The sequence below is a fragment of the Microcoleus sp. SVA1B4 genome (assembly GCF_036700545.1).
In the GTDB taxonomy this organism is placed as follows: domain Bacteria; phylum Cyanobacteriota; class Cyanobacteriia; order Cyanobacteriales; family Microcoleaceae; genus Microcoleus.
This window is the reverse complement of the sequence record NZ_JAUBPB010000051.1, coordinates 34,967-49,652: the sequence shown is the minus strand read 5'-3', so window position 1 is coordinate 49,652 and position 14,686 is coordinate 34,967. Positions and strand designations below refer to the sequence as shown.

The following is a 14,686-nucleotide window of genomic DNA, read 5'->3' as shown; positions in this document are numbered from 1 at the left end:
AAAAAGGACGGGCGGGACGCCCATCCCACAATAACAATTAAAATTGTAAGTTATTTAATTCGCGATCCTTATTTAATTAATGAGACAAGTCAAATTTTCGGATTGTAACAATGACATTTAAATAATTTTATTGTGTGCGATTTATAATTGGGGGGCAAATTCAATGGATCGCGCGACAGTCCCATTTTACCCAGTAGAGGAGTTTTGGGTTCACCAAAACTCCTCTACTGGGCGATCGCCATCCTTGAGCTTGATTGTGGGCCCAGCCGAAAAGACTGCTGCAAGATGCGGCCAGTCGATTTTAGATTTTAGATTTTAGATTTTAGATTGACGAAATTGAAGAGATTGAAGAAAGCGACCTCACTGATAAACCCAGGGGGCTGGCGATGAGCATTCAAAGCTTTTTTTTCGCTTCACGGATGAATCCGGGGGCCCCGGACGACATGGCTTGATTGTCAAATTAGTCGGAGAGAGAGAGACGGCGATCGGCTATAATAAAGGGCTAGAGGAAAAGAACACCGAAAACCCGAAAATATGGTTGCCATCCAAAGAAATCTCAACATTGCCGCGCTAGAAGCAGAATACAGTCAAAAAACACCGCGAGACATTCTCAAATTTGCCCTAGAAAATTTTGACAATATCTCCATTTCTTTCAGCGGGGCTGAAGATGTAGTTTTGATCGATATTGCCTCAAAAATTACCAAAAACTTCCGCGTTTTCACCCTAGACACCGGACGATTGCACTCGGAAACTTATCAGTTTTTGGATCGAGTCAGAAAACATTACGGCATTAAATTAGAAGTAATGTTTCCCGATGCAGCAGAAGTACAAGCCCTAGTAGAAGAAAAGGGATTGTTTAGTTTTTATCAAGACGGTCACAAAGAATGCTGTGGCGTGCGGAAAGTCAAGCCGCTGCGCCGCAAACTGAATACTCTCGATGCTTGGATTACCGGTCAGCGCAAAGACCAAAGTCCCAGTACCCGCAACGGTATTCCGGTTATTGAAGTTGACACTGCATTCTCAACTCCTGACCATGAATTAATTAAATTCAACCCCTTAGCAAACTGGTCTTCGGCAGAGGTTTGGGAATACATTCGCGCTTTGGATGTGCCTTACAACAAGTTGCACGAACGCGGTTTTGTAAGCATTGGTTGCGAACCTTGTACAAAGCCGGTATTGCCGAACCAACACGAACGCGAAGGTCGCTGGTGGTGGGAAGAAGCGACCGTAAAAGAGTGCGGTTTGCACGCTGGAAACGCACAAACATAGTTTAAATAACTTAGTAGTAAGGTGCGCTAGGCGCACCTTAGCCAAGAATAAATGCACTTTACAACATAAATAGTAGCGGAAGAATTCGCAATTAAAATAAACAAAAATTACGCTGAGCTTGCCCTTGAACTTTGATATAATGCTCGACATAACAATAAATAGTAGCGGAAGAATTCGCAATTAAAATAAACAAAAATTACGCTGAGCTTGCCCTTGAACTTTGATAGAATGATCAACATTCAGAAAAGTTTTTAAAGCAGGTACTATATGCTCGCGTCAACTAGCGAATTGCTGAACACGGCCTTGAGAAATGGTTATGCGATCGGCGCTTTTAACGTCTACAACCTCGAAGGAGTAAAAGCCGTCATTAATGCCGCCGAAGCGCTGCACAGTCCTGCTATACTGCAACTTCACCCCAGCGCCCTGCCATACGGAAAATCGCCTTTAGTCGCGCTGTGCATGGAAGCGGCCCGGAAATCTTTAGTGCCGATCGCAGTACACTTAGATCACAGCACCTCAGAAAAAGACATTCACCTGGGCCTAGCCGCCGGCATCAAATCAATTATGGCAGATGGTTCTTTTTTGCCATACGAACAAAACTTAATATTTAGCCGGGAAATGACTAAATTATGCCACGCTAACGGTGCGGCAGTTGAAGCAGAAATCGGCAGAATTAGTGGCAGAGAAGACGGTTTGACAATCGAGGAGAAAGCCGCAAGAATGACCGATCCCGTAGCAGCAGTAGAGTTTATCAAAGAAACGAAGGTGGATTTTTTAGCCGTAACAATTGGTAACGTTCACGGCAAATATTTCAGCGAACCGAAACTGGATTTTCCGCGTCTGGCAAAAATCCGGGCTGCTGTTTCAGTGCCGTTAGTGATGCACGGTGCTAGCGGTTTGCCGGAGTCAATGATTCATCAATGTATTCAATTCGGGGTATCTAAATTTAATGTGAATACGGAAGTTCGCGAAGCTTATATGGACGTGTTAAAAAGTAGCATTTCGGAGGCAGATCCGGATTTGTTGGAAATAATGGAAAAAGCTATCGATGCCATGCAATCGGTGATTTCTGACAAACTGCAACTTTTTGGTTCTGTCGGTAAAGCTTATTTGCATCAATCTCCCTACAGGGATGAGTTGACCCCAAAGAGTATCAGCAACAAGCAAACCAGCCGCAACCAATCAAGTTTTGATCAAATGTTAAAGCCTGTGTATAGTGAGGCTTTCAGTCTGATGTTGAAGTAAAAAAAATTAAAGTCCTGACTGCGAACCAGTTTTTATATCATCTCGGATCGAGTGACCGCGATTAAAAGGGCGGGTTTTTGAGATTGTCAATTATTGGCAGATATTTTTCGTGAACCCGCCTCTACCTTATTAGGGGTAATCAACCGGACATAATATTAGTCAGGACTTCAGTCTTCTCTAACCGTTTAAAAATCGATCGGGATCGATGCCAGATTCCCGCAGTCGCCGAATTAAAGACTGCAATTGAGCTTCTGCTTGTTGAGCCCTAGATTCCGCTGACTCGGCCCGCTGCCGTTGCTGTTCCGCTTCCGTCAGAATCCAATTGCCATCAACATCATACCAGCGCAACCACAGTCGATCGATTCCTTGAAACTCTCCTTGCCACAAACCCAAGCCCAAACTTAGGTCAGGAATCCACACTCGCGACTCGGGCAATTCTAATTCTTGATAGTGTCCGCCCTTCAATTCAAACACTCGCAATTTGTTAGTATAGCGGCTGAAAACGGCATAAATAGGAACCCGCAAAATTTGCTCGTAAACCTCCCATTTTCTAGGCGGTTCCTCCTTCGTCTCCCGATCCAAAACTTGCCCGTTACCCGCAGCGTTTCCCGACTGAGATGGCAACTTTTCCTCATCGGTATTGTCGCCTAAATCTTCTTTTTCCGTTCCCGGCGAAAGCAGTTCTACAATGACAAAAGGATTCACGCCTTCCTGCCAAGTAACATAACTCATCCGCAGTTCGGAGCGATCGTAAAGTCGGGGAACTCCCACAACTCCAAACCAATCCGGCCGCTTGTGCCACAGAGTGTGATGCACGTCATAATAAAGGTTCATGTCGGTGCCGCTAAATATCTCAGAAGCCGGATAATTCCGAGGTCGAAACGTCAGACTCAACAACTGCGGCTGCAAATCGTGAAATTCGTCAGGCAAACCAGGTTCCTCCGGGTCTTCGCTGGGTAAATCGTACATCGTCGGCAGCGTTTCTCTGGGCGATCGCGGCGGATCGGTTTGCGGCACAGGATATTTAAAAGGAAACATATAATATTGAGAAATGACTCCATTTATGCTAACATCATGGGAACATCCCAATGATGCTTTCACAGGAGTGCAAGCCGGAGAGCTAGAAGCGAGAGATATCGGCTTTGCCGTGCGAGACGATCGCACTCCTAGAAAACGATTTTAACAAAATTGGGACAATCCCTTTTCTTGCTCTATTCTGTGAAGTTAATCTAAAATCTAAAATCTAAAATTGACCAAGAATTTGTTGATGGTACAAGCCCTTGAATTTATCCGTGGAATCAATCCAAAATCTAAAATCTAAAATCCTCACGCCCCCGAATTGATCTCGCGCAAGTCAATCCAAAATCTAAAATCTAAAATCTAAAATCGAATGACTGATCCGAAATTCTGCACTATGATCGACATTCCTCAACTGATTGCTCAAGAACTTTCCATTAATCTGTCTCAAGTCAATAATGCTCTGGAACTTTTCGCCGAGGGAGCAACTATTCCGTTTATTGCCCGCTACCGCAAAGAACGCACGGATTTGCTGAATGAAATTCAGTTGCGGGATATCTCCGATCGCTTCACCTATTTGACGGAAATAGAAGAGCGCAAAAAGTCGATTTTAGATACGATTAGCTCTCAGGGGAAACTCACTGAAGAACTGCAATCTAAAATCGAATCTTGTTTGCAAAAAAACGAACTAGAAGACCTTTATCTGCCTTACAAACCCAAGCGACGGACGCGAGCGACAATTGCTAGGGAAAAAGGTTTGGAACCGCTGGCGAATTTTATCAAATCTCTGAACTTACCGACGGCTAAACCAGCAGATTTTGAGGCGGAAGCAGCTAAATACATTTCGGAAGAAAAGGGCGTTAAAACAGCAGAAGAAGCTCTCAAAGGTGCTGCGGATATTTTGGCGGAAGCGGTTTCGGAAAAAGCAGAATTGCGGGCTTATTTGCGAGAATTTTTGATGAAAACAGGAGTTTTTGTCTCGAAAATTAAAGATGATTTCCCGGAAGGAAGCACTAAATTTGAAATGTACCGCAATTACCAAGTTGCAGCGAGAAACGTTCAATCGCACAATATGTTAGCGCTGTTTCGCGGGGAAACGGAAGGGGTTTTAGATTTGGAACTGGCTTTTGATGAATCCGCAGTGATGGCTTATTTGGAAGCTCAGGAAATTAGAACTAGGATACCGGAAGTTAAAGAGTTTTATCGATCGACTTTGAAGGATGCCTTCAACCGACTGATGAAGACTTCGTTAATTACAGAAGTACGATCGCACAACAAAGCCGTCGCCGATATCGAGTCCATTGCCACTTTTGAAACCAACCTCCGCGAGTTGCTGCTGTCGGCCCCGGCGGGAATGAAACCGACACTGGCGATCGATCCGGGATTTCGCACGGGGTGCAAAGTTTCCGCCCTCGATGAAACCGGGCAATTTTTAGAATATCAAGCAATTTTCCCTCACCAAGCGGCCGCTCAGCGACAACAAGCGGGTAAAATTGTCAAGCATTTAATTGAAAAATATAAAATTGAATTAATCGCGATCGGCAACGGTACAGCTTCCCGCGAAACAGACGAATTTGTTTCGGAAGTTTTGGCCCAAATGGACAGGAAACCGATTAAAGTCATGGTGAATGAATCCGGTGCATCGATTTATTCAGCAAGCGATGTGGCGATCGCCGAATTTCCCGATCTCGACATCACCGTTCGCGGCGCAGTCAGCATCGGACGGCGCTTGCAAGACCCCCTCGCCGAACTCGTGAAAATCGACCCGAAATCAATAGGAGTCGGTCAATACCAGCACGACGTTGACCAAAAACTGCTCAAAAAGAAACTCGACGAAACAGTCGAAAGCTGCGTCAACTATGTCGGAGTTGACTTAAACACAGCATCGAAAGAACTGCTGACATTTGTATCAGGAATGACGGCAACAGTTGCCAAAAATATAGTCAATTACCGCAACGAAAACGGCGCATTTAAAAATCGCCGCCAACTGCTGAAAGTTCCCAAACTCGGGCCCAAAGCTTTTGAACAAGCAGCCGGATTTCTCCGCATTCGCGGCGGCGAAAACCCCCTGGACAATACCGCAGTTCATCCCGAAAGTTATCCTGTAGTGCAGGCGATCGCCAAGGATTTAGACTTGCCGCTGACAGGAATAACACAAATATCGGAAAAAATCAAGACTGTAAATATCAAGAAATATGTCACAGAAAAAGTGGGTGAACCAACACTCCGAGACATTATTTCCGAACTAGAAAAACCGGGAAGAGACCCGCGAGCCGAGTTTAAATATGCCACTTTCCAAGCAGGAATCAAAGAAATCTCCGACTTACAAGTTGGGATGGAATTAGAAGGCATAATCACGAATGTAGCTAACTTTGGAGCCTTTGTTGATGTGGGAGTGCACCAAGATGGTTTGGTTCACGTTTCTCAATTAGCCGATCGATTCGTTGATGACCCCAAACAGATTGTTAAAGTCGGACAAGTTGTGAAAGTGCGGGTTTTGGAGGTGAATGAGAAGTTAAAGCGGGTTAGTTTGACGATGAAGCTACAAGAAAAACCGCAACCGCAAAATGGCAATAGTGCGAGGCTTCCGGCCCCGCGCCGACGTTAAAAATTTGGGGGAAAGCTGAAATACTCACCGCGCCTTCAGGCCGGTGAGTATTTCAAAAATCTGGAACTCTCATAAATGCGTGAAATGAAATTCGTCTGAAAGGGCTAACCCAAGCGTATTGCTCTATAGATGGTCTACAACAGAGCAGTATTAATGTATGCAATATTGCTTTGGGAAACAGTCGCTAACCCCGTAATCGAGAGGGGACTTCCTGCCAGAATAGTGGGACTGCAATCAAACCAACTATCAACTGAATGCCACCAAAGATCGCAAGAGAAGGCCCAAATCCAAAGCGCAGTAGTTCTCCAAATATGATACTGCCTACACCAAATCCAGTAAAGAGAGTAAATACCTTCAGTCCCATCGTTTGGCCCAAATTGTTGTCATCTCCGAGATCGGTCACAATTCCGACAAACAACGGTTGAGTCAGGTCATACCCTAAAGACAAAATAAGAACTGCGATCGTCGTTCCTATTGGCGGAATCTCAAAAATCATTCCAATCCCAGCCACAGCAGCCATTACCAACCCTGCTGGAACGAGCCAACGCCGTCCCCACCGATCGACAGCTTGACCAATGAGAGAACTCAGCAATAAACCGGGAACGCCGTACCCAAGAATGTTTAACCCAATGCTCAAGGCATCCATGTTGTACCGTTGCGATAAATACAACCCTAGCCATGTATATACCCCAGAGTGGTAGATACCATTCCACAGAACATAAGCATATGTACGCTTTCCCCGAAAGGTGGCTAATATCTGGCTGTATCCCCTAAAGATGTGGCGAATAGGCGGTAATTTGGTGACTTTTGGTGTATCAAATAAAGAGCCGTAAGGATGAAGCCGCCAAAGCACAACAGCAGCAAGCACAGCAGTACCGAGAAAGAGCGATCGCCAACCTACAAATGGCTCAAGAATCGCTCCCCCCGCAGAGCCTGCTGCCATTCCCCCTTCCATTGCTGCAAACACCAATCCTAGCTTGGCACCTCGCTGATCAAACGGGAATAAATCGCCAATTAAGGCGAAGGTAAGGGGAATCACACCACTTGCTCCAATCCCGGTTAATAGCCGCCAGGTTGCCATCTGCGAAGCATTTTGAGCAGTGGCAGTTAAAGCCGTGAAAATGACAAAAAGAGCAAGCGAGATGCGAATAATAGACCATCGACCAAAGCGATCGGACAGGAGGCCGAAGAACAATGCCATCAGTGCATAGGACAGCATATAGGCTGGAACGATAAAGCCGATTTCCTGAACGGGAACATTAAAAACTTCAGCCAAACGTGGAATCAGGGGAGCAATCATATACCCCTGTAGAAAAATTAGCCCCGCCGCGATCGAAAGCCAGGAAAACAGGTCTTTATGCTGCTTTAGGCGAATCGCGGTATCGGCTGGTTCGGTATGGGGGTGATTAAAAGATTCTTTTAGTTTCGGCATGAATTTGGGAGATTTCAACTCATATCACATTTCACGGACGACTAAAATCTGAGAACTTAGCTGGAGTGCCAACGCCAACAACCAAAGCCCCTAGCCTGGTAAAAGCTTGGAGTACCTTCTCAACTCTGGAGGTTACAAATTTTGTAGCTAAGCTGTGGAATATAGCCCTTAATGTCAGGATAACTTGACAAATGTCATGATTTATACAAAAAGTGTATATTTAGATACAGAATTTCTTATAAGACTTATTAGTTCAGGTTATCAACAAAGCTAGGATTTACGCATTGACAGAAATCTTTTAATCCCACAAAGTTGTTTGTTTGATGGTTCTGCGATCGCATTCAATTTCCCCATGAATCGAATCTGTGGCGAGAAAACCTACACATTAAACAATACGCTGGGGATAAGAATAATCTGATTTCCTTTCACAAGTTTGCAACTCTCATAAATGCGTGAAATGAAATTCGTCTGAAAGCGCTAACCCAAGCGTATTGGGCTATAATTGTGTAATCCTCACCAACCTTAAAATTATATGGTTGCAAGTAAAAGCGACACCTACGTCTCTCCTGAAGATTATTTAGCAGGCGAGAAAGTCAGTCCGATCAAACACGAGTACAGACAAGGTGAAATCTATGCAATGGCAGGGGCAAGCAAAGCTCATGTCATCATTAGTGTAAATGCAGCAACTTTGTTGAGAAACCATCTTCGGGGAAGTGGCTGCATAACTTACATGGCAGACATGAAAGTTCGGAATGAGACATCAAATTTCTATTACTATCCCGATGTAGCGGTGAGTTGCGATGAACGGGACAGAAATACTGCTGAAGATTTCATTATCTACCCGCGCTTAATTGTGGAAGTTTTATCGCCAACAACAGCGGCTTTTGACAGAGGTGAAAAGTTTGCCGATTACCGTACTTCCGAAAGTTTGCAAGAGTATGTATTAATCAATCAAGAAAGAGTTAGTGTAGAGTCTTTTCGCCGGAATGCAGAGGGTTTGTGGGTGCTTTATCCTTACACTCAAGGACAAGAAGTTCAGTTTGCTAGCGTGAATTTTAGCTGTGCGATCGAGACATTGTATGAAGATGCGATCGGGATTGGTTGATTTTAATTACTCTAGAATCACTGATATTGATATGATTGAACCGCGAAGACGCTAAGGACGCGAAGGAAGAGAAAAGAAGAAGAAGCTGGTAATTGCTATTTTTTCTTGCTGGCTTTCCAAGTGCCACCGTAGAAGTAAAAAGGATTGTTTTTACTTACCGATTCCCAACATTTAAGACACAAAAAAAACCACTGCCCCGACTCGTCATACCGGGCGCGGTAGAGAGTCGGGGCAGATTGGGAACAACGATCGCAATATTTGATTCTGATTGCCCTGGCCATTGTTACTCAGTTTTAAACAATAACGGATTCTTGAGGACGGGCGAATATCATGCGGCCGGCGCTGGTTTGCAGGGCGCTGGTGACTACGACTCTGGCTTCGCCTCCGACATAGCTGCTTCCTGCTTCTACGACAACCATTGTGCCGTCATCCAAGTAACCGATTCCCTGAGAGGGTTCTTTGCCTTCTTTGCGAATTTTTAGTTCGATCGTATCTCCCGGCAAATAAGTCGGGCGCACCGCATGAGTCAAATCGTTGATATTCAAAACCGGCAGTTTTTGGACTGTAGCTACTTTCGATAAGTTGTAATCGTTGGTGAGCAAAATGCCGTCGATATCCAAAGCAAATCGGACTAATTTCGCATCGACTGTGGCAATATCTTCGTAGTCAGCCGAGTGAATTTGAATCCGTTCTGGATATGTTTCTTTGATGCGGTTGAGTACATCTAAGCCGCGGCGCCCGCGCACTCGCTTTTGATCGTTGGCGGAATCAGCTACCAGTTGCAGTTCTTGGAGCACGAATTGCGGCACGATAATTTGACCTTCGAGGAAACCTGTTTCTAGCAAGTTTTCAATTCGGCCGTCAATAATGCAGCTAGTATCGACAACTTTGGCAGTTGCTGGTTTGAAAGTACCTTCGGCTACCAACACCGTGTCAAAGCTTTTGGGGTTGATCAGTCGCAAGAAAGCGCGGCCGTGGGTGTCTGTTAAGCTGACGCCTGTGAAGCCGAACATGACGCTACCCAAGACTGCGACTAAAGGTTTGATGAAGCCGAACTCGCGGGGAATTGGCAGCAGGAATAGCGGAGCCAGCATTAAGTTTGCTACTAGCAGTCCGATGATTAAGCCGATCGCCCGCGTCAGCAGCATCTCCACTGGCATATCGCGGACTTGTTTTTCCAGGCGTCGATAGGTTGTTTGAGCCACCAATCCCATCACGAAGCCGATTAATGCTCCAAAGGAACCTAGTACAGAACTTAAGCCTTGTATATTTGTAACTTGCAGCAGGAGATTGCTCGGCAGGAGTTCGACTCCGTAATAGCCGATGCCTCCGCCTGCGATTATGAATGAGATTATTATGATTGCGTCTAGCATTAGTTCTAGGTTAATGAATTTATTCCTATTATATCTTTCTAGTGCTGATACTTGTTTTCATGCTTTGGTCGGATATCGCTATATTTGCTGAGGGATTTTTATAAACTTATATTTACCCGTTGTACCCTTTGGGGGATGTGCCAGGGAGCCGATCGGCATTTAGCGCGCCCCGCCGCCAGCAGGCACGAGGTGCGAATAGACCGCGCTGCGGGCTGTTGGGGAATTTTGGCAGATCAAAACGGGTACGAGGTTAAATTAAAAGAGCCGATCGTTCGCAGCGCTTTTTTGGTAAGAAAATGTCATAATATACATAATTATTCATGATTGTTTAATTAAAACTTTAGATTTGAAGTGGCGCTTTCGGCTTGAGATGTAATGAACCCTCCCACAGATTATTTAACATTTGAATTAAAAAAAAGTGTGCAAGCGACAAATTCCGGCATTCCCAGTTCGGCTTACCTGCATATACCTTTTTGTCGCCGCCGCTGTTACTACTGCGATTTTCCGGTTTTTGTGGTGGGCGATCGCAAAAATGGCGAGAATTCCGGCACAATTGTGCAATATGTTGCTGTACTGTGTCAAGAAATTCAAGCAACTAAAAATTTAGGCGCATCTCTGAAAACAGTTTTTTTTGGTGGTGGCACGCCTTCGCTGCTTTCTGTCAGTCAGTTGAGCAATATTTTAGAGACTCTCGACGGCAAATTTGGCATTGCTGCTGAGGCGGAAATTTCTATAGAAATAGATCCGGGTACGTTTACTTTAGAACAGTTGCGGGGATATGCAGCGGCGGGAGTAAATCGAGTTAGTTTGGGAGTGCAAGCTTTTCAAGATGAATTGCTGCAAGCTTGCGGGCGATCGCACTCTGTCGCTGATATTTTTGAAGCAGTAGAAATAGTGCGATCGGCTGGTATTGTCAATTTCAGTTTAGACCTAATTTCGGGACTGCCACACCAAACTTTAGAACAGTGGGAAGCTTCCCTGAAATCGGCGGTGGAAATTAGCCCGACTCACCTGTCGAGTTACGACTTAATTGTTGAGCCCTTAACTGCTTTCGGGCGCTACTTTGAAGCAGGCGCGCAGCCGCTACCAGCAGATGAAACCGCTGCTGGTATGTACCGTTTGGCGCGGGAAATTCTGACCGGTGCTGGCTACGAACATTACGAAATTTCTAATTACGCTCGATCTGGCTATCAGTGCCGCCACAACCGCGTTTATTGGGAAAATCGTCCTTATTACGGTTTGGGAATGGGGGCGGCGAGTTACGTGGAAGGCCGGAGGTTGACTAGACCTCGCAAAACTCAAGAATATTATCAGTGGGTGCGATCGATCTCTGGCCTCAATTCCCCTGCTACTCCACAAATTGGGGGGGAAACCCAGCATGATATGTACCCAGCAATTGAGCAAAATTTTCAAGTCTCAGAAAATGACATTTTGCTAGAAACGCTGATGCTAGGTTTGCGTTTAGCAGAAGGAGTTAGCCTGTCGGCGCTGACTGAAAAGTTTAGTCAGCAAACGGTTGATAAAATTTGGCGTTGTTTGCAGCCCTACTGGCGGCAAGGATGGGTAGAAATTATCACTGCGGATGGGGCGATCTCAAATTTAGGCGAGGCCGCGAAACTGCCGCTTTCGGGCAATTTGAGGTTGAGCGATCCCGAAGGTTTTTTATTTTCTAATACAATTTTAGCCGATTTGTTCAGCAACTTAGGCGAGGATAATTAGCTCTGTCTGAGGAAGTATACCCCCTGACAAGCGCGATCGACCCTAAAGCCGTGGCCGCCAATGCGATCGAAAGGAAATTCAATTGCTCCCTAGCTCGATCATCTCAAAAATAATATATTTTCTATCGATCCCTAAACAAATCTTAAAGGTGAACTAAGCCTTGAGATAGACGCCACGACTGCACTCCAGCCGTCATACTTAAGACTGAACATTTAAAAAGTAATTTAATGAACACTTTAACTATCGAGCGCAACCAAACCCAAAAGCAGCCCAGCCTTGTAATTAGCGAGCGCGGGTGCAATCCGGCTTCCAAGTGTAATTTTTGCGGTCACTACCAACAGGCAAGAGGTTCAGTTGGTCACTGTCAATTGTTGAATGCACCTGTTAAGGGAGGATGGAAATCTTGCACTTTAGCAATGCCGGCTTTTGCACCTTCTTGGGAATAGGGGGAAGGCGCTGATGTTTTCCCGGAGAAATTTATTAATTAACCCAAAGAATGTAAAAAAAATGTATAAAAAATTATGTTTTAACTGGGAATATGCTATAATAAGCTTAGGCCTTTTGCCACTCGCTCGCACCATTGCACAAACAAGTTAAAAAGATGAATTTGACACTAAATCAGGTAATTTCCGAAGGTCATACGCGCATTTTGTGTTGGTATCTAAATAATACTAGCAAAGTGCAAATCGCTCGCATTACAAATATTCCTAATTGGTATTTTGAGCGGACAGTGTTTCCGGGGGAACGTTTTTTGTTTGAAGCGTTGCCGGAAGCTCAGTTAGAAGTTTGCAGGAGTGCGGATACGGGTGGTATAGTGTGCGAGCGAATTTTGTGCGATCGGCTGCGAGTTGAAGAATTAAGCACCGCTGATTGAAGATAATTCCCCAGACTTACCAACGAGAGGTAGAAACCCGGTTTTTTTTCAGAAACCGGGTTTCTTTGTATGATTATAAAAACTCGGTTCGCGATCGCACTCCCAACCTCATAAACCCGGTTGATTCCTAGATTTCTCGTTACTAAGCCCAAAATTCGTAGAAACTCACATCTTGCACCATTCTCGCTTAACAGGCAAGATGCCTGTTCCACAAGAAAATCTACTCTTTGTGGAACAGGCATCTTGCCTGTTCCTAAAAAGCTTATTGACAGTGGTGCAACATCTTAGTATAAACCGGCATTCTCGCCACCCCATGCGTCAGCCCTGAAACTGTCGGAAATGTGAATCTAAGCTAAATTATAAAAAATCCACCACTCTTCAATCCTAAAACCCGATGTCCCTCACCGAACAAATCCTCTCCCAAATGCCAGGAGACGCCCTCACAGGCCTGAGAAAAGTCGATCGACTCTGGGAAAACCTCAAACAAAACACCGCACCAACACCCCAAGCAGTCAAACACAGCCAACAACCCCTCGAAACCCTCGACTTCGACATAGTTATCGGCGGCGGAACCCTAGGAATATTAATCGGTACAGCCCTAGCCGTGCGGGGTTGGCGAGTAGCCTTGATAGAACGCGGCACCCTGCGAGGCCGCGATCAAGAATGGAACATTTCTCGCAAAGAATTAGACGCATTCTTAGAACTAAATCTGCTATCAGTTGAAGAGATAGAAAAAGCCATAGCCACCGAATACAACCCAGCCCGCATCAGCTTTGCCAACACCCCAGACATTTGGGTGCGCGACGTACTCAACATCGGAATAGACCCAGTTTACCTCCTAGAAACCCTGAAACAGCGATTCCTCCAAGCTGGAGGAAAGCTATTTGAAAATACACCATTTAAAACAGCAACCATTCACCCAAATGGAGTCCTTGTAGAATCGGCTAACACCGATACACAACCTGCTACAAATTTATTTAAAACCAGATTATTATTAGACGCAATGGGACATTTTTCGCCCATTGTCCGCCAAGCTAGACAAGGGAAAAAACCCGACGCCGTATGTTTAGTAGTCGGTAGTTGCGCTCAAGGATACCCCAAAAACGACACCGGCGATATATTTGCATCCTTCACCCCAATGCAAAATCAGTGCCAATATTTTTGGGAAGCATTTCCAGCCAGAGACGGCCGCACCACCTACTTATTTACCTACATAGACGCCGACACAGAAAGATTCAGTTTAGAAACATTATTTGAAGAGTATTTGCGCTTGCTTCCCCAATATCAAAACGTCGAACTCGAACAATTAAAATTCCAAAGAGCACTCTACGGATTCTTCCCCTGCTATCGTCAAAGTCCTCTCAAAACGTCTTGGAATCGCCTACTCCCAGTCGGAGACAGCAGCGGTAGCCAATCTCCCCTCAGCTTCGGCGGTTTCGGCGCAATGGTGCGTCACCTCAAACGCTTGACTTTAGGAATTGACGAAGCTTTGACAAGCGACAGTCTCGACAAAAATTCCCTCGCACTTTTGCAACCCTACCAGCCGAATCTATCTGTCACCTGGTTGTTTCAGCGTTCGATGAGTGCTGCGATGAATCAGAAAATAGACCCAAATCAAATCAATCAACTTTTGGCTGCCGTATTTCAGGTAATGGAAGAGTTGGGAGAACCGGTACTCAAACCGTTTCTTCAAGATATCGTGCTGTTTCCGGCTTTGTCCCAAACTCTGTTTAAAACAGCAATTAGCCATCCCGGATTAGTTATGAAAATTATCCCGCAGGTTGGAATAGCTAATTTGCTCGATTGGATGGTTCATTATGTAAATTTAGGAATTTATACGGGTTTGCAGCCTTTGGGGAAAGCCGTAGAACCGCAGGTGAAAAATTTAGCACCGGAGCAGCAATACTATTTTCACCGATTAGTTGAAGCGTGGCAATATGGCGCTGGAGGCGATTATTAAGTGATAAATTGTGGCACGGGCATCTTGCCCGTGGCTAATATATGAACAGGCAAGATGCCTGTTCCACAACACAAGATAATTTAT

At 45.1% G+C, this 14,686-nt stretch carries 11 protein-coding genes; 8 read left to right on the top strand and 3 right to left on the bottom strand.

Annotated elements, in window-relative coordinates:
• Positions 1 to 534 precede the first annotated feature (534 nt).
• Both QT987_RS21065 and QT987_RS21060 read left to right on the top strand, forming a co-directional pair.
• Positions 535 to 1,269: a phosphoadenylyl-sulfate reductase gene (locus tag QT987_RS21065; RefSeq protein ID WP_333243888.1), complete on the top strand. Its 735-nt coding sequence runs from the start codon at positions 535 to 537 to the stop codon at positions 1,267 to 1,269.
• A 267-nt stretch (positions 1,270 to 1,536) separates the two neighbouring features.
• Positions 1,537 to 2,514, top strand: coding sequence for a class II fructose-bisphosphate aldolase (locus QT987_RS21060; RefSeq protein ID WP_333243885.1), 978 nt, complete (start codon positions 1,537 to 1,539; stop codon positions 2,512 to 2,514).
• Positions 2,515 to 2,691: 177 nt separating this feature from the next.
• Here QT987_RS21060 and QT987_RS21055 read toward each other — a convergent pair whose 3' ends face one another.
• Positions 2,692 to 3,552 carry a Uma2 family endonuclease gene (locus tag QT987_RS21055; protein ID WP_333243883.1) on the bottom strand — a complete coding sequence of 287 codons (861 nt, stop codon included), beginning with the start codon at positions 3,550 to 3,552 and terminating at the stop codon, positions 2,692 to 2,694.
• A gap of 376 nt (positions 3,553 to 3,928) precedes the next feature.
• Between QT987_RS21055 and QT987_RS21050 the strand changes: the two genes are divergently transcribed.
• Positions 3,929 to 6,139: a Tex family protein gene (locus tag QT987_RS21050; RefSeq protein ID WP_333243891.1), complete on the top strand. Its 2,211-nt coding sequence runs from the start codon at positions 3,929 to 3,931 to the stop codon at positions 6,137 to 6,139.
• Between the two features lie 184 nt (positions 6,140 to 6,323).
• Here QT987_RS21050 and QT987_RS21045 read toward each other — a convergent pair whose 3' ends face one another.
• Complete coding sequence (locus tag QT987_RS21045; RefSeq protein ID WP_333243880.1) at positions 6,324 to 7,571, bottom strand: MFS transporter; 1,248 nt, start codon at positions 7,569 to 7,571, stop codon at positions 6,324 to 6,326.
• 532 nt (positions 7,572 to 8,103) lie between these two features.
• Here QT987_RS21045 and QT987_RS21040 point away from each other — a divergent pair.
• Positions 8,104 to 8,676 carry a Uma2 family endonuclease gene (locus tag QT987_RS21040; RefSeq protein WP_333243877.1) on the top strand — a complete coding sequence of 191 codons (573 nt, stop codon included), beginning with the start codon at positions 8,104 to 8,106 and terminating at the stop codon, positions 8,674 to 8,676.
• Between the two features lie 293 nt (positions 8,677 to 8,969).
• On the opposite strand, the gene QT987_RS21035 is transcribed toward QT987_RS21040, so the two are convergent.
• Positions 8,970 to 10,049, bottom strand: coding sequence for a PIN/TRAM domain-containing protein (locus QT987_RS21035; RefSeq protein WP_333243874.1), 1,080 nt, complete (start codon positions 10,047 to 10,049; stop codon positions 8,970 to 8,972).
• 375 nt (positions 10,050 to 10,424) lie between these two features.
• Between QT987_RS21035 and hemW the strand changes: the two genes are divergently transcribed.
• The 4 genes from hemW (at position 10,425) to QT987_RS21015 (ending at position 14,602) form a co-directional block, all read left to right on the top strand.
• Complete coding sequence (gene hemW, locus QT987_RS21030; RefSeq protein ID WP_333243871.1) at positions 10,425 to 11,768, top strand: radical SAM family heme chaperone HemW; 1,344 nt, start codon at positions 10,425 to 10,427, stop codon at positions 11,766 to 11,768.
• 227 nt (positions 11,769 to 11,995) lie between these two features.
• Positions 11,996 to 12,214, top strand: coding sequence for a hypothetical protein (locus tag QT987_RS21025; protein WP_333211550.1), 219 nt, complete (start codon positions 11,996 to 11,998; stop codon positions 12,212 to 12,214).
• 155 nt (positions 12,215 to 12,369) lie between these two features.
• Positions 12,370 to 12,642, top strand: coding sequence for a DUF1830 domain-containing protein (locus QT987_RS21020; RefSeq protein WP_333057596.1), 273 nt, complete (start codon positions 12,370 to 12,372; stop codon positions 12,640 to 12,642).
• Positions 12,643 to 13,036: 394 nt separating this feature from the next.
• On the top strand, positions 13,037 to 14,602 hold the full coding sequence (locus QT987_RS21015) for an FAD-dependent oxidoreductase (RefSeq protein ID WP_333243868.1): 1,566 nt from the start codon (positions 13,037 to 13,039) through the stop codon (positions 14,600 to 14,602).
• The last annotated feature ends 84 nt before the right edge of the window (positions 14,603 to 14,686 follow it).

Bases quoted from the DNA above. Each gene is read 5' to 3' on its own strand.
- QT987_RS21060 (WP_333243885.1), top strand. From the start codon at position 1,537: ATGCTCGCGTCAACTAGCGAATTGCTGAACACGGCCTTGAGAAATGGT.
- QT987_RS21035 (WP_333243874.1), bottom strand. From the start codon at position 10,049: ATGCTAGACGCAATCATAATAATCTCATTCATAATCGCAGGCGGAGGC.
- hemW (WP_333243871.1), top strand. From the start codon at position 10,425: ATGAACCCTCCCACAGATTATTTAACATTTGAATTAAAAAAAAGTGTG.
- QT987_RS21055 (WP_333243883.1), bottom strand. From the start codon at position 3,552: ATGTTTCCTTTTAAATATCCTGTGCCGCAAACCGATCCGCCGCGATCG.
- QT987_RS21040 (WP_333243877.1), top strand. From the start codon at position 8,104: ATGGTTGCAAGTAAAAGCGACACCTACGTCTCTCCTGAAGATTATTTA.
- QT987_RS21065 (WP_333243888.1), top strand. From the start codon at position 535: ATGGTTGCCATCCAAAGAAATCTCAACATTGCCGCGCTAGAAGCAGAA.
- QT987_RS21025 (WP_333211550.1), top strand. From the start codon at position 11,996: ATGAACACTTTAACTATCGAGCGCAACCAAACCCAAAAGCAGCCCAGC.
- QT987_RS21050 (WP_333243891.1), top strand. From the start codon at position 3,929: ATGATCGACATTCCTCAACTGATTGCTCAAGAACTTTCCATTAATCTG.
- QT987_RS21020 (WP_333057596.1), top strand. From the start codon at position 12,370: ATGAATTTGACACTAAATCAGGTAATTTCCGAAGGTCATACGCGCATT.
- QT987_RS21015 (WP_333243868.1), top strand. From the start codon at position 13,037: ATGTCCCTCACCGAACAAATCCTCTCCCAAATGCCAGGAGACGCCCTC.
- QT987_RS21045 (WP_333243880.1), bottom strand. From the start codon at position 7,571: ATGCCGAAACTAAAAGAATCTTTTAATCACCCCCATACCGAACCAGCC.